This window comes from Noviherbaspirillum cavernae (assembly GCF_003590875.1).
GTDB lineage: Bacteria > Pseudomonadota > Gammaproteobacteria > Burkholderiales > Burkholderiaceae_D > Noviherbaspirillum > Noviherbaspirillum cavernae.
The window spans coordinates 2,804,509-2,828,850 of the sequence record NZ_QYUN01000002.1 but is presented as its reverse complement, the minus strand read 5'-3'; the positions used below and the strand labels follow the sequence as shown (position 1 = coordinate 2,828,850).

Annotated in this window: 26 protein-coding genes; 24 read left to right on the top strand and 2 right to left on the bottom strand. The window is 57.7% G+C overall.

All coding sequences use genetic code 11. The features are described 5' to 3' along the window. Positions 1–2: 2 nt before the first annotated feature. From D3870_RS13270 to D3870_RS13235, 8 genes are all read left to right on the top strand, one after another. Positions 3–521, top strand: coding sequence for an NUDIX domain-containing protein (locus D3870_RS13270; RefSeq protein ID WP_119739777.1), 519 nt, complete (start codon positions 3–5; stop codon positions 519–521). Between the two features lie 101 nt (positions 522–622). After that, entirely contained in the window at positions 623–850 is a 228-nt protein-coding gene (locus D3870_RS13265) for a sulfurtransferase TusA family protein (protein ID WP_119742082.1), read from the top strand. A 222-nt stretch (positions 851–1,072) separates the two neighbouring features. After that, positions 1,073–1,822: an electron transfer flavoprotein subunit beta/FixA family protein gene (locus D3870_RS13260; protein WP_119739775.1), complete on the top strand. Its 750-nt coding sequence runs from the start codon at positions 1,073–1,075 to the stop codon at positions 1,820–1,822. A 24-nt stretch (positions 1,823–1,846) separates the two neighbouring features. Further along, positions 1,847–2,776 (top strand): electron transfer flavoprotein subunit alpha/FixB family protein, encoded by a 930-nt coding sequence (locus D3870_RS13255; RefSeq protein WP_119739773.1) that lies wholly within the window; start codon positions 1,847–1,849, stop codon positions 2,774–2,776. A 154-nt stretch (positions 2,777–2,930) separates the two neighbouring features. After that, the gene (locus tag D3870_RS13250; RefSeq protein ID WP_119739771.1) at positions 2,931–4,721 is read left to right on the top strand and encodes an acyl-CoA dehydrogenase; all 1,791 of its coding nucleotides are present in this window, start codon (positions 2,931–2,933) and stop codon (positions 4,719–4,721) included. 165 nt (positions 4,722–4,886) lie between these two features. Continuing rightward, positions 4,887–5,327, top strand: coding sequence for a DUF4864 domain-containing protein (locus D3870_RS13245; RefSeq protein ID WP_119739769.1), 441 nt, complete (start codon positions 4,887–4,889; stop codon positions 5,325–5,327). A 111-nt stretch (positions 5,328–5,438) separates the two neighbouring features. Next, on the top strand, positions 5,439–6,962 hold the full coding sequence (locus D3870_RS13240; protein ID WP_119739594.1) for an IS1182 family transposase: 1,524 nt from the start codon (positions 5,439–5,441) through the stop codon (positions 6,960–6,962). Positions 6,963–7,318: 356 nt separating this feature from the next. Then, entirely contained in the window at positions 7,319–7,537 is a 219-nt protein-coding gene (locus D3870_RS13235; protein WP_119739767.1) for a DUF1059 domain-containing protein, read from the top strand. Positions 7,538–7,623: 86 nt separating this feature from the next. Here D3870_RS13235 and D3870_RS13230 read toward each other — a convergent pair whose 3' ends face one another. Further along, entirely contained in the window at positions 7,624–7,974 is a 351-nt protein-coding gene (locus D3870_RS13230) for a TM2 domain-containing protein (protein WP_119742080.1), read from the bottom strand. Between the two features lie 262 nt (positions 7,975–8,236). Here D3870_RS13230 and rpsP point away from each other — a divergent pair, with 262 nt between their 5' ends. The 8 genes from rpsP (at position 8,237) to D3870_RS13190 (ending at position 13,139) form a co-directional block, all read left to right on the top strand. Continuing rightward, positions 8,237–8,491 carry a 30S ribosomal protein S16 gene (rpsP, locus tag D3870_RS13225; protein WP_119739766.1) on the top strand — a complete coding sequence of 85 codons (255 nt, stop codon included), beginning with the start codon at positions 8,237–8,239 and terminating at the stop codon, positions 8,489–8,491. Positions 8,492–8,509: 18 nt separating this feature from the next. After that, entirely contained in the window at positions 8,510–9,055 is a 546-nt protein-coding gene (rimM, locus tag D3870_RS13220; protein ID WP_119739764.1) for a ribosome maturation factor RimM, read from the top strand. 38 nt (positions 9,056–9,093) lie between these two features. Further along, positions 9,094–9,840 (top strand): tRNA (guanosine(37)-N1)-methyltransferase TrmD, encoded by a 747-nt coding sequence (gene trmD / locus D3870_RS13215; protein WP_119742078.1) that lies wholly within the window; start codon positions 9,094–9,096, stop codon positions 9,838–9,840. A 109-nt stretch (positions 9,841–9,949) separates the two neighbouring features. Then, the gene (gene rplS, locus D3870_RS13210; RefSeq protein WP_119739762.1) at positions 9,950–10,333 is read left to right on the top strand and encodes a 50S ribosomal protein L19; all 384 of its coding nucleotides are present in this window, start codon (positions 9,950–9,952) and stop codon (positions 10,331–10,333) included. A 155-nt stretch (positions 10,334–10,488) separates the two neighbouring features. Next, positions 10,489–11,157, top strand: coding sequence for a CoA pyrophosphatase (locus D3870_RS13205; protein ID WP_242490076.1), 669 nt, complete (start codon positions 10,489–10,491; stop codon positions 11,155–11,157). Between the two features lie 131 nt (positions 11,158–11,288). Then, entirely contained in the window at positions 11,289–12,245 is a 957-nt protein-coding gene (locus D3870_RS13200; RefSeq protein ID WP_119739760.1) for a CobD/CbiB family protein, read from the top strand. A gap of 24 nt (positions 12,246–12,269) precedes the next feature. Next, complete coding sequence (locus D3870_RS22355) at positions 12,270–12,431, top strand: hypothetical protein (RefSeq protein WP_158590456.1); 162 nt, start codon at positions 12,270–12,272, stop codon at positions 12,429–12,431. Positions 12,432–12,788: 357 nt separating this feature from the next. Continuing rightward, the gene (locus tag D3870_RS13190; protein WP_119739757.1) at positions 12,789–13,139 is read left to right on the top strand and encodes a DUF3579 domain-containing protein; all 351 of its coding nucleotides are present in this window, start codon (positions 12,789–12,791) and stop codon (positions 13,137–13,139) included. A 93-nt stretch (positions 13,140–13,232) separates the two neighbouring features. Here the strand turns inward: D3870_RS13190 and D3870_RS22555 are convergent, their stop codons facing one another. Further along, positions 13,233–14,240 carry an SRPBCC family protein gene (locus tag D3870_RS22555; protein WP_199710640.1) on the bottom strand — a complete coding sequence of 336 codons (1,008 nt, stop codon included), beginning with the start codon at positions 14,238–14,240 and terminating at the stop codon, positions 13,233–13,235. Between the two features lie 328 nt (positions 14,241–14,568). Here D3870_RS22555 and D3870_RS13175 point away from each other — a divergent pair, with 328 nt between their 5' ends. From D3870_RS13175 to fumC, 8 genes are all read left to right on the top strand, one after another. Next, entirely contained in the window at positions 14,569–15,030 is a 462-nt protein-coding gene (locus D3870_RS13175; RefSeq protein ID WP_119739755.1) for a type IV pilin protein, read from the top strand. A 17-nt stretch (positions 15,031–15,047) separates the two neighbouring features. Further along, the gene (locus tag D3870_RS13170; protein ID WP_147375792.1) at positions 15,048–15,641 is read left to right on the top strand and encodes a GspH/FimT family pseudopilin; all 594 of its coding nucleotides are present in this window, start codon (positions 15,048–15,050) and stop codon (positions 15,639–15,641) included. An 18-nt stretch (positions 15,642–15,659) separates the two neighbouring features. After that, on the top strand, positions 15,660–16,085 hold the full coding sequence (locus D3870_RS13165) for a type IV pilus modification PilV family protein (protein ID WP_119739751.1): 426 nt from the start codon (positions 15,660–15,662) through the stop codon (positions 16,083–16,085). A 16-nt stretch (positions 16,086–16,101) separates the two neighbouring features. Continuing rightward, positions 16,102–17,310, top strand: coding sequence for a PilW family protein (locus D3870_RS13160; protein ID WP_158590455.1), 1,209 nt, complete (start codon positions 16,102–16,104; stop codon positions 17,308–17,310). A 44-nt stretch (positions 17,311–17,354) separates the two neighbouring features. Beyond that, positions 17,355–18,050, top strand: coding sequence for a pilus assembly PilX family protein (locus D3870_RS13155; RefSeq protein ID WP_119739747.1), 696 nt, complete (start codon positions 17,355–17,357; stop codon positions 18,048–18,050). A gap of 13 nt (positions 18,051–18,063) precedes the next feature. Beyond that, the gene (locus tag D3870_RS13150; RefSeq protein ID WP_119739745.1) at positions 18,064–22,110 is read left to right on the top strand and encodes a pilus assembly protein; all 4,047 of its coding nucleotides are present in this window, start codon (positions 18,064–18,066) and stop codon (positions 22,108–22,110) included. Positions 22,111–22,391: 281 nt separating this feature from the next. Next, the gene (locus tag D3870_RS22350; RefSeq protein ID WP_158590454.1) at positions 22,392–22,781 is read left to right on the top strand and encodes an energy transducer TonB; all 390 of its coding nucleotides are present in this window, start codon (positions 22,392–22,394) and stop codon (positions 22,779–22,781) included. A 124-nt stretch (positions 22,782–22,905) separates the two neighbouring features. Then, positions 22,906–24,303 carry a class II fumarate hydratase gene (gene fumC, locus D3870_RS13140; RefSeq protein ID WP_119739741.1) on the top strand — a complete coding sequence of 466 codons (1,398 nt, stop codon included), beginning with the start codon at positions 22,906–22,908 and terminating at the stop codon, positions 24,301–24,303. Positions 24,304–24,342: the final 39 nt, after the last annotated feature.

Genomic DNA, 24,342 nt, shown 5'->3' with positions numbered 1-24,342 from the left:
GGATGACCTACCAATACTGTCCGATGTGTGCCGCGCAGCTCATCGAGCGCGCGGATGTGGGCGAGGGCGGCAAGGTCCGCCTCGCCTGCCCCGACGGACATTGGACGCACTGGGATAATCCGCTTCCGGTATTGGCCGCCCTGGTCGAAGTCGAGGGCCGCATTCTGTTGGCGCGCAATGCGGCCTGGCCGGAAAAGATGTTTGCACTGATCACCGGCTTCATGGAGCGCGGCGAAACGCCGGAACAAGGCGTGGCGCGCGAACTCAAGGAAGAAACCAATCTCGACGCCACAGAAATCAGCTTGATCGGCGTCTACGAGTTCATCCGCAAGAACGAACTCATCATTGCCTATCACGTGAAAGCCGCCGGCGACATCCGGCTCTCCGAAGAGCTGGTGGATTACCGGCTGATTGCGCCCGAGAAGCTTCGCCCATGGCACGCCGGAACCGGCCACGCCATGGCGGACTGGATGCGCGCCCGCGGTCTGCCGGTGGAGTATCTCGACTGGCCGGCATCTTGATTTCCTGAAAACAGATATTTCTTGTTGCGACGCACAAATTTCGGGCGTTTGGAGTAGAATTTCCAATTCTGCATTCATTCCTCTCTCCCGAGAGCATGGCCATGGAATTTCAAAAAGAGCTTGACGCACGCGGGTTGAATTGTCCGCTGCCCATTCTGAAAGCGAAGAAGGCATTGGCGGAAATGGCGAGCGGGCAGGTGCTGCGCGTCATGGCAACCGATCCGGGATCAGTGCGCGACTTTCAGGCATTCTCGAAGCAGACCGGCAACGAACTCCTCTCCCATAGCGAAGAAAATCAGGTATTTACCTTTTTCATGAAACGGAAGTAAGCGCCTCGCGCTCCTCTCGATCTGCAACCGAGCGCCAAGGCAGGCCTTGCGGTTGCAGGCAATCGTCACGAACAGGTTTTTCGCTTTTTTGATCCGAATTAGTGGATAATCTCTAACACGAAATAGAACGGTCGTGCTAAATTTTGGCCTGTCGCGGTATTCTCTTTTATAATCGTTTTTTGGTTTACGTTTACGTCAATCTTTTCCCCCAAAGGCAAACCCATGAAAGTTTTGGTTCCAGTCAAACGCGTGGTGGACTTCAACGTCAAGGTCCGCGTCAAATCCGACGGATCCGGCGTCGATATCGCCAACGTCAAAATGTCGATGAATCCGTTCGATGAAATTGCCGTGGAAGAGGCGACCCGCCTCAAGGAAGGCGGCAAGGTCACCGAAGTCGTGGCCGTCTCGTGCGGCGTGACGCAATGCCAGGAAACCCTGCGCACCGCCATGGCGATCGGTGCCGACCGCGGCATCCTGGTCGAGACTGATACCGAACTGCAACCGTTGGCCGTCGCCAAGCTGCTCAAGGCCGTCGCCGACAAGGAGCAACCGCAATTGATCATTCTCGGCAAGCAAGCCATCGATGACGATTGCAACCAGACCGGTCAAATGCTCGCCGCCCTGCTGGGCTGGCCGCAAGCCACGTTCGCCTCCAAGGTCATGCTGGAAGACGGAAAAGCCACTGTCACCCGCGAAGTGGACGGCGGCCTCGAAACCATCGCCTTGACGCTGCCGGCGGTCGTCACCACCGATCTGCGCCTGAACGAGCCGCGTTACGTGACCTTGCCGAACATCATGAAAGCGAAGAAGAAGCAGCTCGACACCGTCAAGCCTGCTGACCTCGGCGTTGACGTCGCGCCGCGCCTGAAGACCCTGAAAGTGTCCGAGCCGCCGAAGCGCTCCGCCGGCATCACTGTGCCGGATGCAGCGGCGCTGGTCGCCAAGCTCAAGAACGAAGCGAAAGTCATCTAACCATTTTCAGATCAGGAAACCATCATGACCGCACTCGTCATCGCTGAACACGATAACGCTTCGCTCAAAGGAAGCACCCTCAATACCGTTACCGCTGCCGCCAAATGCGGCGGCGATGTCCACGTCCTCGTTGCCGGCCAAAACGCCGGTACCGTCGCCGAAGCCGCATCGAAGATCGCTGGCGTCGCCAAGGTTCTAGTCGCCGATGGCGCGCAATTCGCCGACGGCCTTGCCGAAAACGTTGCCGAGCAGGTGCTCGCGCTGGCCGGCGGCTACTCGCACATCCTCGCGCCGGCAACTGCTTACGGCAAGAACATCCTGCCGCGCGTGGCCGCCAAACTCGACGTCGGACAGATTTCCGAAATCACCCGCGTCGATGCGCCCGACACCTTCGAGCGTCCGATCTATGCAGGCAACGCGATTGCCACCGTGCAATCGAGCGACCCGGTCAAGGTGATCACCGTGCGCACCACCGGCTTTGACGCTGCGGCCACAGGCGGTTCGGCTGCCATTGAAAACGTCACGCCGGTTGCCGACTCCGGCAAGTCAGCCTTCGTCTCGCGCGAAGTGGCCAAGTCCGATCGCCCGGAACTGACCGCAGCCAAGGTCATCGTCTCCGGCGGCCGCGGCATGGGTTCCGGCGACAATTTCAAGATCCTGGAACCTCTGGCCGACAAGCTTGGTGCAGCCATGGGTGCCTCGCGCGCAGCGGTCGATGCAGGCTTCGTGCCGAACGACTGGCAGGTCGGTCAGACCGGCAAGATCGTCGCGCCGCAGCTGTATATCGCCGTCGGCATTTCCGGCGCGATCCAGCATCTGGCCGGCATGAAGGATTCGAAGACCATCGTCGCGATCAACAAGGATCCGGAAGCACCGATCTTCTCCGTGGCTGATTACGGCATCGTCGGCGACCTGTTCGAAGTTGTGCCGCAACTGGTGAAAGAACTCGGTTGACAGGAATGCGGCGGATGCACATGCGTCCGCCTTGTGAAAAATTACTATAACTACCACCGGGCAGGATTTGCCGGGTTTGTCGCGGAACTGACAGGATTTTTTCCTTCCAGCCGCAATAATCCTGCAAACCCTGCCTTATTTTTTGGAGACTTACATGAGCTACGTCGCCCCCTTGAAAGACATGCTGTTCGTCATGAATGAACTGGCCGGGCTGCCTGAAGTCAACGCATTGCCGGGATGTGAAGACGCCAGCCCCGAAACGGTTGGGGCCGTGCTGGAAGAGAATGCGAGATTTTGCGGCGAAGTGATTGCACCGCTGAATGTCGCGGGCGACAGGGAGCCCAGCTACTGGCACGACGGCAATGTGACGACCACAAAGGGTTTCAAGGAGGCGTTCAAGGCATTCGGCGAAGCAGGCTGGCAGGGCGTGCAGCACCCGGTGGAGTTCGGCGGCCAGGGCTTGCCGAAACTGGTGGCGACGCCATGCATCGAGATGCTCAATTCGGCCAACCTCTCGTTCGCATTATGTCCGCTGCTGACCGATGGTGCGATCGAGGCATTGATGACCGCCGGCACGGATGAACAGAAAATTACTTACCTCGCCAATCTGATCTCCGGCAAGTGGACCGGCACCATGAATCTGACCGAGCCGCAAGCCGGATCCGATCTCGCATTGGTGCGTACTCGCGCCGTACCGCAAGGCGACGGCACCTACAAGATCTTCGGCACCAAGATTTTCATCACCTACGGCGAACACGACATGGCGGATAACATCGTCCATCTCGTGCTGGCCCGCACGCCCGATGCGCCGGAAGGCGTCAAGGGCATTTCGCTGTTCATCGTGCCGAAATTCCTGGTCAATGCGGATGGTTCGCTCGGCGCGCGCAACGACGCGCATTGTGTGTCGATCGAACACAAGCTGGGCATCAAGGCCAGTCCGACTGCCGTGCTGCAATTCGGCGATCACGGCGGCGCGATCGGCACGCTGGTCGGCGAGGAAAATCGCGGTCTCGAATACATGTTCATCATGATGAACGCGGCGCGCTTCGCGGTCGGCATGCAAGGCATCGGCGTGGCCGAGCGTGCTTACCAGAAAGCGGTGCAGTACGCGAAAGAGCGTGTGCAGTCGCGCGATCTCGCCGGTTCCGCCGGCCCGGTCACGATCATCCATCAGCCTGATGTGCGTCGCATGCTGATGTCGATGCGCGCCCAGACCGAGGCAGCGCGTGCGCTGTCGTACGTTACCGCCGCCGCATTCGATGCCGCGCATCATCACGCGGATGAGGCGACGCGCAAGGCGAACCAGGCCTTCTATGAATACATGGTGCCGATCGTGAAGGGCTGGTCCACCGAGTTGTCGATCGATGTCACCTCCACCGGCGTGCAGGTTCACGGCGGCATGGGTTTCATCGAGGAAACCGGCGCGGCACAGTATTACCGCGATGCACGCATCCTGTCGATTTATGAAGGCACGACCGCCATCCAGGCGAACGACCTTGTCGGTCGCAAAACCGCGCGCGATGGCGGTGCTGTCGCCAAGGGCATTCTCGCCAAGGTGCGTCAGACCGAGGAAGAGCTTGCCGCATTCACGTCGGGCGATCTTGCGGCGATCCGCAATCACCTCGCAGCAGGGTCGAAGGCATTGGAAGATGTCGTCAATTTCGTTGCATCCAACATGAAGTCCGACATTAAAGGCGTGTTCGCTGGCAGCGTGCCTTATCTGAAACTGGCGGGCATCGTGCTGGGCGGTTGGCAAATGGCGCGCGCGGCGCTGGTGGCAGAACGCAAGCTCAAGGCAGGCGAGGGCGACGTGAAGTTCTATCAGGCAAAAATTGCGACAGCGCGTTTCTTTGCCGATCATTTTCTTTCGCAGGCTTCAGGCTACCGTGCCGCGATCGTGGATGGCAGCATCGGCGTTCTATCACTTGCGGAAGAGCAGTTCTGACAGGCGCTGGAACCGTGGACCGTTGAAGGGCAGCCTGCGCGCTGCCCTTTTTCATTTTGCCTATCTCAATAGATCGTCTTTTAGCAGGAGCGCGTCCGGCAAAATATTCTATCCGCCATATACTGAATCGATTCAGCCATTGCAGTCGTGTATCGAGAGGCGGGCATGAAAATTTTTCTGGCGACAACGGTACTACTGTTTGGTTTGGGTTTGCTTCCGCAACATGGCAATACCGAACCGATTGATGAAATCACTACTGCCGACGCGATAGCGATTCATGCTGCTGTGCAGTCGCAGCTTGAGGCCTTGGCTCAGGATGATGCGACAAGTGCATTCGAGATGACGAGCCTTGCGAAACGCATGCAGATCGGCACGCCGGACAATTTCATGCGGATGATCAAGAACCAATACACTCCGATTTATCGTGCCGTGGGCCTGATATTTTCCAGGCCCGAGATGCTGCATGGAGACCCGATTCAGGTGGTTCGGATTACCGACAGTAACAGCCATGTCTGGCTTGCGATTTTCTGGATGCAGCAAGACGAAGACAGCAACTGGAAAATCGATGGCTGCCAGATGTTTGAAACCGATAGCATTTCGATCTGAATCAATGCATGCCGCAAACGTTGAGGTTGTAGAAAAACCCGAATTGCTCAAAAACCGGATCGGCAGAGCCGGCATACTTTGTTCATGGCGTAACACACGAATGGGTGCGACATGGCGCGATTCAAACCGATCCACCAAGGCTTGAAACTGCTGCCGGTCGACTTTGACCGGCAAGTCATTCCCGGCAGTTTCGAATACGCGTTGTGCCATCTGGTCGATCATGAACTCGATCTGTCCGCCTTCCATGCCCGCTACAGGAATGAGGTCGATGGCGCCTCTGCCTTCGCCCCGGCGGTGCTGATCAAGATCATCCTGCTGGCCTGCAGCCGGGGCATCATCAGCAGCCGCAAGATGGAAGCGGCGTGCCGCGAGAATGTGCTGTTCATCGCCGTCTCGGGAGACAGCCAACCCCACTTCACCACACTGGCCGCCTTTGTCTCGAGCATGGGCGATACGGTTGCCCGACTGTTTGCGCAAGTTCTGCTCATTTGCGACCGTCAGGGCTTGATTGGACGCGAGATGTTCGCCATTGACGGCGTCAAGCTTCCGGCCAATGCGAGTAAAGCGAAATCAGGTACGCGCGCCGACTATCAGCGCCAGCTTGACAAGATGGAGCACGCGGCCAAACAGCTGCTGGAGAAGCACCAGAGCGCCGACAACGCCCCCACCGACGAGGCATTGGCAAAGCGCGAAGCGCAGAAACTGGAACGCCTGCAAAAGGAAGCGCAGCAGCTGCGCGACTGGCTCAACAAGAACCCGGAAGATCGCAAGGGAAGCAAAGGCAGCATTCGCCTATCCAATCGCACCGACAATGAATCGGCCAAGATGGCCACCGGCAAAGGCGTGATTCAAGGCTATACCGGTGTGGCCGCAGTCGATGAGAAATCGCAAATCATCGTCGATGCGCAGGCGCACGGCACTGGCTCGGAACAAGAACTGCTGCTGCCGGTGATTCAGGCCACAGAGGCACTACGCAGCGTCGAGACGGTGATCACCGCCGATGCCGGCTATCATTCGCAAGCCAATCTGAAGGCACTGGCCCAACTGCGGATCAATGCCTATGTGCCGGACAATGGTTATCGCAAGCGGGATGAGCGGTATGCGGACCGGCATGTCCATGCTGCCAAGCCTGACCCGCTGTGGAACAAAGCCAAACCACCAAAGAAATCCACATGCTTCAAGACGGCGGATTTCCGGCTGGCAGAGGATCGCTCCCACTGTCTTTGTCCGGCAGGCAAGCGGCTCTACAGCAACGGATCGAATTGCACCATCAATGGCTATGCGGCGATGAAGTTCAGTGGCGCCAAACAGGATTGCGTGCCGTGCGAACGGCGCAAGGAATGCTTGCGCACACCCGAGAAGACGGCAACCCGGCAGGTCTCCTTCTTCCAGGGGAAACGAGACATCCACGAAAATCATGTTGACCGGATGAAGGTGAAAATCGATTCGGATGCGGGTCGGGAAATGATCACGCGCCGCTTTGCGACGGTGGAGCCGGTGTTTGGCAACCTGCGCGGCAACAAGCGGCTGCACCGCTTTACGCTACGGGGAAAAGCCAAGGTGGACGGACAGTGGAAACTGTACTGCCTGGTACATAATGTTGAAAAACTGGCGAACCACGGTTATGCGCAATAAAGAGGCCGGGAGAATGCCGGCTCGCCGCGGTATCGCGCGAACAGGCTTGTCAGACAAGACCTGTTTGCAGCGACGATGTTCGATAAAAACAGGGACCCGAAAATGAAAATCGCGGAATGGTTTGAAAAAATGCTGCCTCAGGCTGAACCGGGTGTTCAGAATGGGGTTTTTCTACAGCGTCGTTAGCCAGAGGTCGTGGAGTTCACTGAAAACGGCTTGCGGCGGTCGGTAGTGTTTCCTATAAATGAGGTGTGGCGTCAGCGCCGTAGTTTGTTCTGTCTGAAGCGGATTCCGCTCTTGCCTTGCATCCGGGGTTGTATCGCCAGGTTCATGCGTTTACCTTATGGGGGTTCATCATGGCACGCAAATATATCGATTGCCGCGAATTTCCAAGCGAATCCAACTGCTCTGTTGCAATTGCCGCCGACACGGATCAGGAGTTGATGGAAGCTGCGGTGCAACATGCAACGACGGTCCACAAGCACGAAGACACGCCAGAGTTTCGCCAGCAGCTCAAGCAGCTATTCAAGGAAGGCACGCCGCCTGTGGAGAGGCCTGTCAGCGCCGCTCTTTGAAGCAAGAAATTGTTGTGTTGGTATCGACATCGCTCATGGATGGAGAGGATGATGCTTTGCGGTCGATTTTTCGTGCAATTTGGATGTCAGCCATAGGCTCCACCCGTATACAAGTAATCCACAGTGCGTGCAATTGCGGCAATCACCGCAATTGCCCCGATTCCCATGGTGCATACGAGTAATAAGGCAAGCGGCCAGCCCGATTTCGATTGCGTTGCCGAGCCGGCATTGTGAGTGGCGTTCCATTTGTCATCCGGCGTCAGCCCGATAACCAGAGCTTCGACGAAGCCGGCGAAGATGGAAAGTGGGAATAACACAACATGCAGCCAGGCCAAGCCATCCTTTGTGCCGTACAGATAAAAGCGATGCGCGCCCACACCCCCAAGGGCAAAGGCAAGCAAGGTGGCGAGTGTCTTGTTTTTGTGTGAATGGAGCATGTCGAGTTTATCCAGTGAAAAACAGTATTTGCCGGTCAGATGGTAAAGATGTGTCTGAACAGTAATTTCGGCGATCTGAATGCCGCGCGTAGTGTGCATGAGTGCCGGGGGCATGACAATGACGAGAATTGCAACTTCTCGATGAAAGCGCGAGGATGGGGCGGGAGTTCGTCTGCCACGCATTATCAAAGTTGCCGAGGGCTGGCAAACAGGTTATAATCGTCCGCTTTTTCCGCGTTCGAACACTTTTTGGAAATACATTATGGTCGTTATTCGCTTATCTCGTTCCGGCGCCAAAAAGCGCCCGTTTTTCAACATCGTGGCCACTGACTCGCGCAATCGCCGCGATGGTCGTTTCATCGAACGCATCGGTTTTTACAATCCGATTGCTGCCGGCAAGGATGAGGGCTTCCGCATTGCGCAAGATCGTCTGGCTCACTGGCAAGGCGTTGGCGCTCAACTGTCGCCGACCGTTGCCCGTCTGGTCAGCGAAGCCGGCAAGAAAGCTGCAGCTTAATCAAGCTTGTCACCCGGTTTGACACGCGACACTGTTTCAGGGGTTTCGATCCCTGACGACTTGGTGCTGGTCGGTCACGTGACCGGTGCGTACGGTATTCAAGGCTGGGTACGGATCAAGCCCTATTCCGCCGATGCCGATGCGCTGTTGCATGCAAAGACATGGTGGTTGGACAAGCCAGCGTTACGCGATGTTGATGCGATGCAGGCCAAGACCCATGGCGAAGATGTCGTGGCACAGCTGATGGGGGTTGCCGATCGCAATGCGGCAGAGGCGCTCAAGGGCGCTACTGTGCAGATTCGGCGCAGTCATTTCCCCGCACTGGCAAACAATGAGTTTTACTGGGTTGATTTGATCGGCCTTGCCGTCGAAAATCTTCAGGGCGAGTCCCTCGGAGCGGTCGCCGACTTGATGGATAGCGGCGCACACCCGATTCTGCGGGTAATCGTTCCGATGGGTGCTGAAGAGACGCGAGAATTGCTGATACCGTTTGTTGATCAGTTTGTCAAAGTGGTCGACCAATCGGCAAGGAAAATTACGGTGGATTGGGGGCTGGATTACTAGCCCTCTCATGAGTTGTTGAGAACAGTTGGGTGGAACGCATGCAATTTGACGTCGTTACGCTCTTCCCCGAGATGTTCGCTGCATTGACGCAGTCCGGGATTACCCGTCGTGCCTTCGATCAGCAGAAATGTTCTCTGTCGTTGTGGAATCCCAGGGATTTCACGAATGACAATTACCGGACCATCGATGACCGGCCTTATGGCGGCGGCCCCGGAATGGTGATGCTGGCGAAGCCGCTGGAGGCGGCAATCAACGCGGCCAAGTCACGCCAGAGGCATTCAGGCTTGGTGTCGCCGCGAGTCATATATCTTTCGCCGCAAGGTCGTGCGCTGACGCATCAGCGCGTGATGCAGCTGGTTGCAGAACCGGGACTTGTGTTGTTGTGTGGGCGTTACGAGGCAGTGGATCAGCGCTTGCTGGATCGATGCGTCGATGAGGAAATCAGCCTTGGCGATTTCGTCCTGTCCGGCGGCGAACTGCCGGCGATGGCGCTGATGGATGCAGTGATCCGGCAATTGCCGGGGGTGTTGAATGACGATGCATCCGCGGTTCAAGACAGTTTCGTCAACGGCTTGCTGGATTGTCCGCATTACACGCGGCCCGAAGTATATGAAGATGTCGCGGTGCCGTCAGTATTGCTGGGCGGGCATCATGCGGAAATCGAAAAATGGCGGCGTGAAAGGGCGCTTGAAGTCACCGCCAGGAAACGGCCCGATTTGATTGCGCAGGCGCGTGAGGCAGGATCGCTGTCACGGGCTGACGAACGTTTTTTGAGCAGTTTGTAGTAACGAGTGGGTGATGCATCGGCTTTGCCCATATTTGCAACCCCATCCTCTACCGGGCAACATGCTGTGAAAATCAGTGGCGTCGGCAAGATGGTTTCTGGAGCTAAAAATGGACTTGATCCAACAACTCGAGCAGGACGAAATCGCTCGTCTGGGCAAAAACATCCCTGACTTCGCACCGGGTGATACGGTCGTCGTCAACGTCAACGTGGTTGAAGGCACGCGCAAACGTGCACAGGCTTACGAAGGTGTCGTGATTTCGCGCCGCAATCGCGGTCTGAACTCCAATTTCATCGTTCGCAAGATTTCGTCCGGTGAAGGCGTCGAGCGTACTTTTCAGTTGTATTCACCGCTGATCGCGTCGATCGAAGTCAAGCGTCGCGGCGATGTGCGTCGCGCCAAGCTGTACTATCTGCGCGAGCGTTCCGGCAAGTCGGCACGCATCAAGGAAAAGCTGCCGGCCCGTCGCGCATCGGGACAAACTGCAGAGTAATCACGGCTGCGGCATTGCGTTCAAAAGGGCACCCTCGGTGCCCTTTTTGCGTTATGCGCTCGTCTCGATGGTATTTCGTCATGCCATCCGGTGTGCTGACCAATGCAAGCGCCGGTTTTCGATTGTTTTCAATTCTGCAAGATCAGGAAAACGCATTGTCCAAAATTGATTTTGATCCGGAAGAGTGCCCTGTCGAATCCATTGCGGGCGAGCCGGCCATCCCGGCAAGCAGGATGTCAGTCGACTGGTTGCACGAACGATTTGTTCATCCGCAGGTCTGGGTGCCGGAGCGCATGGATGAAAGCCGCATGCTGCAATCCGCAGTGACGCCGATTCCTGCCGCGGTGCTGATGCCGATCGTGGTGCACAGCCATGGTCTCTCCATGCTGCTGACCCAGCGTACTGCACACTTGCATGATCACGCAGGGCAGGTCAGCTTCCCCGGGGGGCGAGTCGACCAATCTGACACTTCCGCGATCGAAACGGCCCTGCGCGAAACTGCGGAAGAGGTCGGTCTTGACAGGCGTCATATTGAAATCCTTGGCGCGCTGCCTGATTACTTCACCGGAACCGGATTTCGCGTTACGCCGGTGGTCTCGATCGTGCGGCCTCCATTCGATTTGAGTGCCGACCCTTTCGAAGTTGCCGAAATCTTTGAAGTGCCTCTCTCGTTCCTCATGAATGGTATGAACCATCAACGTCGCACGATTCAACTGCCGACCGGTGGCCATCGCACGTTTTACGCGATGCCCTATGAGCGATTTTTCATCTGGGGCGCAACCGCTGCAATGCTTCGCAATCTGTTTCATTTCCTGCGCGCCTGATTTTTTCGCGCTGATCACGTTGGGCCGCGAATCTTCGGATCAGCCATGGCGAAAAAGCATCTTGCCACGCCGTTTGATTCTCGCGTTGCGCTGCGTTATCGTACGGGTAATGTGATGCTTGAGACTGTCTGATGACTTTTATTTCCATCCTCTGTGCGCTGTTGATTGAGCAACTCAAACCTTTGCGCGCAGACAATCCCGCGTATGCGGCAATCAGATCCCTCGCTGCCCGAATGGAGGGCTGGTTCAACGCTGGTCAGGAAAGCCAGGGGCGATTGGCATGGATTGTGATGATGATGGTCCTGATCGTGCCGACGCTGCTGTTGTACTGGCTGTGCACCAAAATCAGTCCTTTTGCAGCGTTGGCGTTGAATATCCTGATCTGCTACCTGACGCTCGGATTCCGGCATTACAGTCACTACTTCACTTCCATCCAGCTTGCGCTCAATAGCGGCGACATGGTCGCTGCGCGCCGTCTGCTGGCGGAATGGACCAGGCAGGATACGGCAGAGATGGAAGTGAGCGAGATATCGCGCATTGCGGTAGAGAATGCACTGATAACGACGCACCGCAATGTGTTTGGCGTCTTCTTCTGGTTCCTGATGCCCTTGGGCCCGGCCGGCGCGATCATGTATCGCGTCGCAGAACATCTCGCGCGCGCCTGGAACGAGCCGGACCACATGAAGAATGAAGCATTCGGCCGCTTTGCGGTCAAGGCATTCTATGTACTCGACTGGATACCGGCGCGGTTGACCGCGATTGCATTTGCCATCGTCGGCAATTTTGAGGATGCCATTTATGCGTGGCGCAATTTCGCAAACCGCTGGAATGATGAGGCGATCGGCATCATCCTCTCGGCCGGCGGTGGCGCAATGGGTTTGCGTTTGGGTGCCTCTTCCGAGATCGCTGCCGACATTCTGCCGGCCGATGCGTCTGTCATCGACTCGACCGCTGCCATCATCGACAGTCCGCCGGGCGAGGAGGCATCAGTTCGCGCCTTGCAAAGCACTGTGGGACTGGTTTGGCGTGCGCTTTTGCTATGGATGTTGCTGCTGTTGCTGCTTTCTCTCGCGGTGTGGCTCGGTTGAGTCTTGCCGGTTTTCCGCAGCGATATGACCGATCAATATCAACACCGGCCCGTGCGGCCGGTGTTGTTTTTTGTTGGCGGCAAGAATGCTGACGGACTCTGGAATTCGGGGATCGGCTTGTTGTCTTCCGTGGAGCGCGATGTCTATACTGGTTTTGATATCCGCAGTGGGATCGCTGCCAGCTGATGTCTGGCAACTCTTCAGGGGTGCTGCATTTTTCGCGATATGGAAGACTGTTTCACAATAAGTCTTCTATAAGATATCATATGAAAGAATATCGAAAGCCTCGGATTGCATGACGTTTCAGGCGTAAGAAGGAGGCCGCGATAATTCCGCTCATACTCGATGGAGCGACATGAGGTTGCCGCATTTCGAAACGCACGCAGCATGGATGGTCCTTCAGGCAATCCGCACTGCGCTGAGCGCCTTGGGAGGGTACGGATCTGCGATGCAGGTCCTGCAAAAGGGATGGTGAGTCGAACGGGAATGCAAGTCTCCTGCTCGGCCTCTCGATGGTAACTGCTCTAGAAACAAGCCGAACACATGGCCGACCAAACGCCCAAACCGAACACCATCGCCCGCGAGTTTTTCATCCAGGGCCTTACCAGGGACGGCAAGCAGTTTCGCCCCAGCGACTGGGCCGAACGCTTGTGCGGTGTGATGGCGTGCTTTCGCCCCGAAGGCTCCGGTGGTCCCAATGCGCATCTTCAGTATTCCCCTTATGTCCGTCCAACCGTTCTTGGCGGCGTGAAATCGGTTGTCGTCAATGAGGAATTGCGAGAGGTTGAGCCGCTTGCATACCACTTCGTTCTCAATTTCGCCAAAGACAATGACTTGCAGGTGATCGATGCCTGCCTGTTGCCGGAGCCGGGGCCCGAGGCCGGGAAAGGCTGATCGTTTTCCCCTTGTCTCTGACGCAATTCGCTGCGTCATCATGTCTGCCGCGCGAATCCTTCCCTCGTGACGCGTTGTTCTGCCTGCACAAGCTCAGGCGAGCGTCCTCGCTTTGTACAAATATGCCAATGCAAGACCGAATGCCGCATGTGCAGTGGCAGTAATCCAGTCGCGGCTCGCTGCAAACCAGGGAAAGATGCTCGTGAAGCCGTACATGTTCACGCAGTACACGATCAATCCGAAACCCGCGCCCGCGACAATCGCCGCACGCATGCGAAGTCGAGCCAGTAGCGGTGCGAGCAGCAATCCATAGATGGCGGACAACGCAAAATGCACCATGGTTGCCGCGGTCACGATGTCCCATGCAAGCGTGAGAGGCGGTGGTAGCACCGAAGATCCCATAGCAATGGCGGCGGCCATGCGCGTGTCCCGCGCAAACATGGCTGCCAGCGGCGCGGAAGAAGCCAGCCACAATGCGAGCTGGACGAAGGTCGCGATGATGCCGGCGCCGACGCCGGCAATGGCGCCGGACGCCCAGTTGACGGAAGGTGCGCGCGATGACGTTGTCGGTGCGGACATGTCGGGTGGATGTGGCCACGGGCAATCATCGCCGGATGACGGCGCGGCATGCGACACGCCGAGCAGCCGGGCATTCAACATGTGTGCCATGCCTTCGGCTCCTTGTTGCATCAGCGCCATGTGGTTTGCCGCAAACAGCGGCCGCGCCACCGGCGTCAGCAGGTTCATCCATGCTTTCGTGGTATGCACATCCCACTCGTACCGCACGGTCGTGATGCCGTGCGCATGCGCAAAGGACCAGCGGCCGGTTCCCTCGAGATCTCCCGTGGTGACGGCCTCCAGCAGCGCAAGCGGTTCGATGCGGGTCACGCGCGCTTCGAAGCCGAGGCGATAGGACAGGCGGCTTTTCCATGCATACCGGCGGACGCTGCCGATGCCCTTCGCATCGCCGGGCGTGATCTCCTTGACGTGTTCCACTCCCTGCCACCATTGCGGCCAGCACGCAGACTCCACCACCGCGTCGTAGACGTTTTGCAGCGGAGCTTGCAGATGCCAGCAGGTGATGATGTGGTATCGGGCCATGACGGAGATCCCTATTCCGGAGTTTTCCCGCAATGTCCACGGCGTGGTTTGCGCCGGCGCATTGGAAGGCGGAGACGCGCATTTCAATGGGGTTGATTGGTAGGGCGGCAGGACCGGATAGTCTGGTTGATTGCCAATCATGCAATTGCTTCCATGTGCAGGTAATCGTGCCAATGTAGACGGTCGTCATCGATTGCGTTGACATATTGACATCTATGTTGCCGGGCTACTTACCGCTTGTCGGTCAAACCTGGCCGCCAATCCTTTCAGACCATGACATATTTCCCGCCATCAACTAATCTCACAGCAAGATTATGGGAAACCTGCCATGAAAAATCACAAGATTCAACGCGGCTTCACGCTCATCGAACTCATGATCACCGTCGTCATTGTCGGCATCCTCGCCGCGATCGTGGTGCCCAACTACAGCGACTATGTCAGGCGCAGTGCGTTGCAGGAAGCGCTCTCCACGATGTCCGATTTGCGGATAAGGATGGAGCAGTTCTATCAAAGCAATCGCAACTTCGGTACCGACACATGCGGACACGACGGTACGGCCGGCCGAATCGATTTTTCCGTGCCCAATGCACGGTTCACATATGCCTGTGCACTCACCGGCACCGCCCCCGTCTCTGCGAATGAAGCCTATGTGATTACCGCCACCGGCAGCACAGGTGGGGCAGTTGGGCACGTCTTCACGATCGACCATAACAATGTGAAGAAGACGACCAGATTCAAGGGGGGCAGCGTGGACAAATCTTGCTGGCTGATCAAGGGCAGCGAGTGCTGAACCACGGAGACGACACCATGATGCGCAGCACCGGCTTCACTCTCGTTGAAATGATGATTGCCGTGGTGATCATGGCGATACTGCTGGCGGTCGGCATGCCTGGCTTTCAGGCCTTTATCCAGAATACGCAGATCCGCACGGCAGCAGACAGCATGCAGGCGGGATTGAATCTGGCACGCGCCGAGGCGCTGCGGCGCAATGCACGAGTCTCGTTGTGGGTGGTGTCGGGAATCGATGCAACGTGCGTTCAAAGCAATACCGGCAATTCCTGGGTGGTGAGCTTCACCGACCCAGCCGCTCGCTGCGGAGCCGCTGCGTCGGACAGCGCCGCACCGGGATTGATTCAGGCGCGATCCGGCAGCGACGGCAGCAGCGGCGTGAACGTTACCGCGTTGACTGGTGCCGACGCGGCATCGAGCTGCATCACGTTCAACGGTTTCGGTGGTGTCGAGACGACCTGCACCGGCGGTGCGTCGCCACTTGCCCGCATCAGTTTCGTATCGGCAGCAGCACCGGCCACCACGCGCGCGCTGGAAGTGCATGTCACACCGGGAGGCGCGATCCGGATGTGCGACCCCAATGCGGCTGACGGCACCCCGACGCGTTGCTGAATCCCGAAAGGAATTTTCATGCATAGGTACGCAAGACTCCCCCTTCGAAAGAATCAAGACGGCATCGCATTGATCGAGGCGCTGATCGCGATCTTTCTTTTCTCGCTTGGCATCCTCGCCCTGGTCGGACTGCAGGCGGTAATGAGCAAGAATGTGACGGAAGCCAAGCTTCGCGGCGAGGCCTCCTTTCTGGCCAACCAGCTCATCGGACAGATGTGGGCGGACTTGCCGAACCTTGCGAGCTATGCGATGACGGCGAACGGTTGCACCACCTCCACCTATGCGAGTTGCACGGCATGGCGAAGCATGGTGCAACAGATGTTGCCGAACGGTGCCGCCAATGTCACCGTCAACGGAAGTGACGTGAGCATTTCGCTGAGTTGGCAAATGCCGGGTGAGACAGTGCCTGCACGCTTCGCGATTGATGCGAACATCACCAACTGAATCGGCGGAGAAAATCGTGCACATCGAAAAGTCCGGACGCTCCGCAGGTTTTTCTCTGGTCGAGATCATGGTAGGTCTGACCATCGGCTTGATTACCGTCCTGGTCGTCAGTCAGGTCATGCAGGTGGCCGAGGCGCGAAAACGCGTATCGACGTCGGGCGCCGATGCCACCGTCAATGCGACGATGGCGCTGTATACGATCGAGCGCGATGGCAAGAATGCAGGCTACGGGATCAATACCGTCAAGGAGTCCACGGGATGCCCCATTCACGCGAAGTATGGTGGCGAAGACGAGATCGAATTCAACCTCGTGCCGGCACGAATCGTCAACGGCAGCGACACGGATGCCAATGCCCCTGATTCGGTGCAATTTTTGGCAAGCAACAAGAACGGCGTCACGCTGCCAACACGTATCGCGGTCGAGCATCCAAGGACTGCGGCCAACTTTTTCGTTGAGTCGGACATGGGAGTGCAGGACGGGGACCTGATGATCGCGGTGCCCACTAATCTCTCCGCCACACCTCCGACGTGGTGTTCGCTGTTTCAGGTCACGGGCACCGGCGGTGCAAGCGGTGGCGGGAATGGCAGCGGAAATGGTGGTAGCGGGAATGGCAGCGACAACGGCAATGGCAATGGAAACGCACAGGGGCAGAACCAGGTATTGCACAACTCCGGGCAGAGTGACTGGAATCAGCCGGGTGGTTCAACCATATTCCCCGAAGCCGGCTACGCGCCAGGTGATTACGTCATCAACCTGGGAAGCTTCCTCGACCATACCTACAGCATCCGCGGCAACTATCTGCGTCTTACCGATTACAGCTTGAAGACAAATAACCGGGCCGAGTTCGACCTGTATCCCAACATCGTGCAATTGCAAGCGGTGTACGGCAAGGACACAACCACCCCGCCGGATCACGTGGTCGATGCATGGAATGCGGATGCGCCGACCACGCCGGCTGAATGGCAGCAAGTCATAGCGATTCGCATTGCGCTGGTGGCACGCAGCCAGTCTCCTGAACCGGGCATCGTGACTCTCGACGGCAGCGTGGCTGCATCGACATGCGACAGTGCCAATCCGCATCCGGCGGCAGTCTGCTGGCGGCCCAATCCGACCGGCAACGGCGCCAAGATCGATGTCAGTGCAGGCAGTGCGAACTGGCAGCGTTATCGATATCGCGTGATGGAAACGACGATACCGCTGCGTAACGCCATCTGGCAACAATAGGCAGGAGCAGGACAGCCATGACGTCAACGTACAGTGCAGCCAATATGAAGATGAGTGTTCGCAACGGCGAGAAAGCGATATCCGGTCAGCGCGGGGTCTCGCTGATGATCGTGCTGATCGCACTGGTACTGCTGTCGCTTGGCGCAGTCGGATTGATCCGGATGGTGGATACCGGATCGCTGATCGTCGGCAATGTGGCGTTTAAACAGGGGGCGACATCGGCAGCCGACAAAGCAGTTGGAGCCGGCGTCAACTGGATTCTTGCGAATAACGGAGAAGGTGCGTCTGTCTCGGAAAATAATCAGGCGAACACGCTCTTCAAGAACAGCGTCACGAATGGTTATTACGCAAGCAGCCTCGACGAGCTCGATATCACTGGAAAATCAAGCAGTACTTCAAGAGTGCTCGTGGATTGGAACGATGACGGCTGCGCGTATGCCGCGAGCACATCGCGTGCATCGTGCATCAAGGCCACGCCAGAAGATGCGGCCGGTAATGGCTACACGACACAATACGTGATCACGCGCATGTGCAAGACGACGGGCGACCCTAACGCGACGGGCAACGGATGCGCGAAGCCGATATCGGGCAGCAGCAATGTTGCCAGCGGCAGGAACGACACCAACTACACCGACTATGCGCGCTTTACGGTGCCGCCCGGTCCGTACTATCGAATAGTGGTCCGCTCCAAAGGGCCACGCAATACCGTGAGCTTTACGGAAACCTACGTCCATTTCTAATGCGGGGAGTGACATGAAACCGAACACTGGATATATGGATCGGCGCTGTATGCACACGATGCGCGCGATCTTGCTGACGCTCTCCAGCGTGCAATCCGTCATCGCATTGGCGGCCGTCACGGACCTTGCCAATGGACCGTTGGCAACCGGCATTACCAGCGCCAACACGGTCAAGCCCAATATCGCATTTGTCGTGGATGATTCCGGCTCGATGGATGATCAGAACATGCCGAATGACGAGGGTACCAACAGGGGCAACCGTTGCTGGGGATCCAGTAAATACAACACGTTGTTCTATGATCCGGAAAATACATACAAGCCGCCTTTCAAGCTGGATGGTGCCGTGTATTCCGATGGCGTTACCCGCTATCCTGACGCCAGCTTCACCGCAGCATTGAAAGACGGCTATTTCCCAGCCAATGGCTATACCTACAGCGGGGACTCCAGCAGCAACACGACAACGAATCTCTCCACATTGTCGAATCTGACGCCGAATGCGGTCAGCTGTTCAAAAGGGGTGGATTGCCCAAATGCTTCCGTCACTTCCACCAAGTACTACTACTCCAGACACAAAACCAACGAGAATGCTGCAACGTGCGAAGCTGACAGCAATTACAGCATCGTCATTGATCCTGACAAGATCGGTGCGCCAGGTATGCTGGATGGCGGGAGTACTGCTGCCAAGATCGCCGCTGCCAAGACCAATTACGCAAACTGGTACACCTACTATCGCCGCCGCGCGATGCTGATGAAGGCGGCTACCGGAGAAGCATTCAAGGATCTGGACGAAGCAAAATACAGGATTGGCCTGTTTTTTCTGAACAGTGTTGAATCCGGCGCAGACGAGTCCACCCAGAAGAACAATGATCTGAAGATCGCCGACTTCAGCGGCACGGCATCCGGATCGCAGCGCAGCATCTGGTACAGCCGGCTGTATGGCGGCCGGGATGGAGGATATACGCCGTTGCGTGGCGCCCTGTCGCGCATGGGGCGCATGTATGCGGGCCAGATATCCGGATGGGATCCGGTGCAGTATTCCTGCCAGCAGAATTTCACCATTCTTTCGACCGACGGATATTGGAACACTCAGGCGGAAACCTCATCCTACGGTCCCAAGCGCATTGATGGCTCGACCGACGTCGGCAATCAGGACGGGGCCGCCACGTCGGCAGTGAGCGCGAGAGCAACGATTTCCATCAGCAAGGAGTTAGGCAATGGGAAAAGTGGCTGCTATCAGTTCACCAGCGTCAGCGTCAATCCGGGCACCGCACCCATCGAGTTGATGAATGGCGCTGCACCGAAAGAGTGTACGGTCGACGCGGACACTCTCGGCATGGCTGTGCGCGACTCCATCAAAGCCAGGACGGGAACCACGGGGTTCAGTGCGGCTTACAACAACAATGTCATCACTATCACGGCACCCGCATCGCTTGGCGCACTGACGGTCGTTCCTGTTGTCACGGCGGCGAAGGATCCGAATTCCGGAGCGAAGTACCGTAATTTTCCCGCTTCCGCATTCAACGGTGGAGCGCCTGCGACGGAAGGGGCAATGCTGCCGTACATGGACGCGCTCAATATCAGCAATACACTCGCGGATATCGGTTACTACTATTACACCACCGATCTGCGGGACCAGGTCCTGAACAATTGCAGCAACACGATCGGCAGCACGACCTACTCCAATCTCTGCGAGAACAATGTGCGCGGCAGCGACAAGGACAGTAACAGCAAGCAGCATATGACCACATTCACCATCGGATTGGGAGTCAGCGGCACGATCAAGTATGAAGCCAACTATAAGGACGCTCAAAACGTCACGGGCGTGACGCAGTACTACGACATCGTCAATGGCAGCGCCAACTGGCCCAATCCGAATACCGAACTTACAAAAATCGACGACTTGTGGCATGCCGCGGTCAATGGCCGAGCCATGTATTACAGCGCGACCAATGCGAAAACGCTGAAAGACGGGATTCAGTCCGCGCTGGCCGGTATCCAGTCGAGCAAGGGCTCATCCGCCGCAGCGGCGACATCGAATCTGGAACCAGTAGCAGGCGACAACTTTGTCTATGTCGCGTTGTACCAGACGCTCAAATGGGATGGTGATTTGACGGCGTATTCAATGGATCCAGGCACCGGTGCGCTATCCGGCGTACCACTTTGGTCCGCGCAGGCGCAGCTGGACGCACAAGTCAATGCTGCCGAAACTGCGGCTGCCCCAGGCGATGGCCGGACCATCAAGTTCTTCAGTGCCGGTGCGACGAACAAGCTGAAGGACTTCACGCTGACGGACCTGACGGCGGATGGCTTGAACAGCCATTTCGAAAACATCTGCAGCAAGACGCCTGCGATTGCCCAATGCGGTTCCAATGGCGATAGTTTGAGCACCGACCAGAAAGCACTGGCCAACAATGGCGACAATCTCGTCAATTACCTGCGCGGCCGTAGCGTATACGAAGACGAGGCCGTCAACGCAACGACTATCAACCGCATCTATCGCGGGCGCGATCATGTATTGGGCGATATCGTCAATGCCGTTCCGGTTTACATGAAGAAACCGCCGTTCAGCTACGACACGTTCGACACCACGTATGCGACGTTCAAGACCAATAATGTCAATCGTGCGGCCACGGTCTTTGTTGCAGCCAATGACGGCATGCTTCACGCCTTCAATGCCGACGGCAACAGTACGCAAAAGGGCAGGGAGCGGTGGGCCTATGTGCCGACTTTCGTCATGTCGAAGATGTGGCGCCTCGCGGATCGCAACTACGCAGACAACCATCAATACCTTGTCGATGGTTCGCCGACGCTGGCCGATATCTGCACGACATTCAGCACGGACAATCCGCAGGTCTGCGCAGCGACCTCGAACTGGAAGACCATTCTTGTCGGCGGCTTGAACAAGGGCGGCTGCGGCTACTATGCGCTGGACGTCACCGATCCGGCCGCGCCCAAGGGGCTGTGGGAATTCAGCAACCCCAATCTCGGATACAGCTTCGGCAATCCGGTGGTGGTCAAGCGCAAGGATGGCCGCTGGGTCGTGATCTTCAGTTCGGGCTACAACAACTATCCCGGTAACGGCTGCGGCAATACCGGTGATGGTAACGGCCACGTGTTTGTGGTGGATGCAGTGACCGGTCAACTGTTGGATGACATACCCACGTATACCACTGGCACAACGCCTGCCGGCACGACGGATACGCCGAGCGGGCTGGGCAAGCTCGCCGGATGGGTGGAAAACGTCTCGCTTCCGATCGCGGACCGTTTGTATGGTGGCGACCTGCGAGGCAACATGTGGCGCATCGATTTCGATAACAACCATGCTCCGGCGGGCAAGGAGGCGGTGCTGCTGGCGCAGCTCAAGGATGGCGGCAACAACCGGCAGCCTGTGACAGTCAAGCCCCAGCTTGCCGTGGCAGGGACATCCGGCGCGCAGCAGCCCATCGTCATGGTCGGCACCGGCAGGTATCTTGGCGAGGCAGATCTCACTGACACCAGCCAGCAATCCGTCTACGCTCTCAAGGATTCCCTCGGCACGACCGGGATCGCGAACGTGCGCGGCAGCACGATGGTGTCGCGAACCCTGACGCAAACAAGTGGCTCAAATGAAAAAGAACTGGCCGGTCGGACCATCCGTACTGTCAGCGGGGATGCGATCAACTGGGCGAGCAACGACGGCTGGTACCTCGACTTCAATCCGAACAATGCGTCTCCGGGGGAGCGCGTGAATGTCGATATGTCGATGCAGCTCAATACCCTGACCCTTGCGGCAAACGTGCCGGCCAATAGTGTCTGCAATGATGCAGGCGGCTATGCATTCCTCTATTTCCTTGACATCAATACAGGCATGAATCTGAGCTTGTCGACAGACGGCATGGCCGGCCTGCGTCTGAGCAGCAATGCCTTGGTGGCGGGTATCAGGACGGTGCGATTGATCAACGGCAGAACGGTCACGATCATTACCGACACAGCCGGCAACGTCAGTTCGGAAGTGAATCCAAGCAATCTGGGCGGCGGCATCAATGCGCGCCGCACAACCTGGCGCGAAATTCCCGATTGATCGATGCAAGCAGTCTCGCGAAGTCCCTTGCCGCCAGGCAGGGGACTTTGATGTCGAAAATGAAGATGGAAAAGCCAATGCGGTTCGGCCTGCTCGCTACACTGGCCTTGCATGCTGCGTCAGTCGCGGTATGGCAATCGCAGTCAACGAACATGCATGTCTCCTCCGCACCTGCGCACGAGGAGCGTGTCATGCAGGTGCAATTCCGATCCCCTCCACGCGATGCTCCGGCCGGTCCGCAATCAGTCTCTCCGACGGCGGTTCCTGAGCCTGCCGTCGAAATGATTGCCGACAGCCAACTCAAAGCGGGCACGATGGACAAGGCGGAAGATGATTCATCTCCATTCGCCATACTGCCCATTCTGCGCGTGCAGGAAGCACCGTATCTTTCCGCCGGAGAGCTCGATGAGCCCGCACGTCCGCAGGAGCCGGTGATCGTGCCGTTCCCCGATGAACCGCTTCAAACCGGCAGGGCGGCCGGTGTGCTGGTCCTGTACATCGGCGCGGACGGCAAGGTTGATCGTGTTGAGGTGGACGAAGCGGATTGGTCTCCAGGCTTTGAGAAAGTTGCCATCGAAACCTTCATGCAAGCGAAGATGCAGCCGGGCATCAAGGATGGCAAGACGAGCCGGTCGCGCATGAAAATTCTTGTCGAATTTGAGGGACAGTAGAGCGGCGAAATCAGGCGAGGCCGCGTCACTCACGCATGCGGCAAACTTCCTTGTCACCCGCCAAACCCCGCTGTAAAACCAATCCCCGCCACACCTGTCCTAATTCCTGTGAACGGAGGAAATCATGACCACGACCCGGACAGAGCGCGATACCTTCGGCCCGATTGCGGTTCCTGCCGATCGTTTGTGGGGCGCGCAGACGCAGCGTTCGCTCGAGCACTTTCATATTTCCACGGAGCATATGCCGGAGGAATTGATCGTGGCGCTGGCGAGCGTCAAGCAGGCTTGCGCGACGGTCAATCTTGAGCTCGGCCTGCTCGACGAGAAGAAGGCGAACGCCATCGGACAGGCGGCGGAGGAGGTGATCGCGGGGTTGCATCGCGACGAGTTCCGGCTGTCGGTGTGGCAGACCGGATCGGGCACGCAGACCAACATGAACATGAACGAGGTGCTGGCCAATCGCGCCTCGGAGCTGTTGGGCGGGATGGTGGGCGAGGGGCGGCTGATTCATCCCAACGATGAGGTCAACCTCGGCCAGTCGTCCAACGATGTCTTCCCGACGGCGATGCATGTGGCGGCGGCGATCGCTGTGGCCAAGCGCCTGCTGCATGCGATCCGCGATCTGCGCAAGACGCTGGATGCGAAATCGGCGGCGTTTGCCGATATCGTGAAGATCGGACGCACGCATTTGCAGGATGCGACGCCGCTCACGCTGGGGCAGGAGTTTTCCGGGTATGTGGCGCAGCTCGATTTTGCCGAGGCGATGATCAAGGCGACGTTGCCCGCGCTGTATGAACTGGCGATCGGTGGCACGGCGGTGGGCACCGGCCTGAACACGCATCCCGAATTCGGCGAGCGCGTGGCGGCGCAATTGACACGCAGCACGGGTTTGCAGTTCAGGAGCGCCGCCAACAAGTTTGCCGCGCTGGCGACGCACGATCCGATGGTGGCGGCGCATGGCGCGTTGAAGACGCTGGCCGCCGCGTTGACGAAGATCGCCAACGATGTGCGCTGGTTGGCGTCGGGGCCGCGTTCCGGCCTCGGCGAAATCACGATTCCCGAGAACGAGCCGGGCAGTTCGATCATGCCGGGCAAGGTCAATCCGACGCAGTGCGAGGCGCTGACCATGCTGTGCGCGCAGGTGTTCGGCAACGATGTGGCGATCAACTTCGGCGGCGCTTCCGGCAACTTCGAGCTGAATGTGTACAAGCCGCTGATCGCGCACAATTTCCTGCAGAGCGTGCGCATGCTGGCCGATGGCATGAAGAGTTTCGACGAGCATTGCGCGCGCGGGATCGAGGCCAATCACGCGCGCATTGCCGACTTGATGGAAAGCTCGCTGATGCTGGTGACGGCGCTGACGCCGCATATCGGTTATGACCGCGCGGCGCAGATTGCGAAAAAGGCGCATCACGAAGGCTCGACCTTGAAAGAGGCGGCGCTGGCGCTGGGACATGTGACGGAGGAGGAGTTTTCCAAGTGGATTCAGCCGAGCGAAATGACGCGACCGAAGCACATGTAGTGTTCTTCCTCACACAATCTGTCCGTGATACGGGCGTCG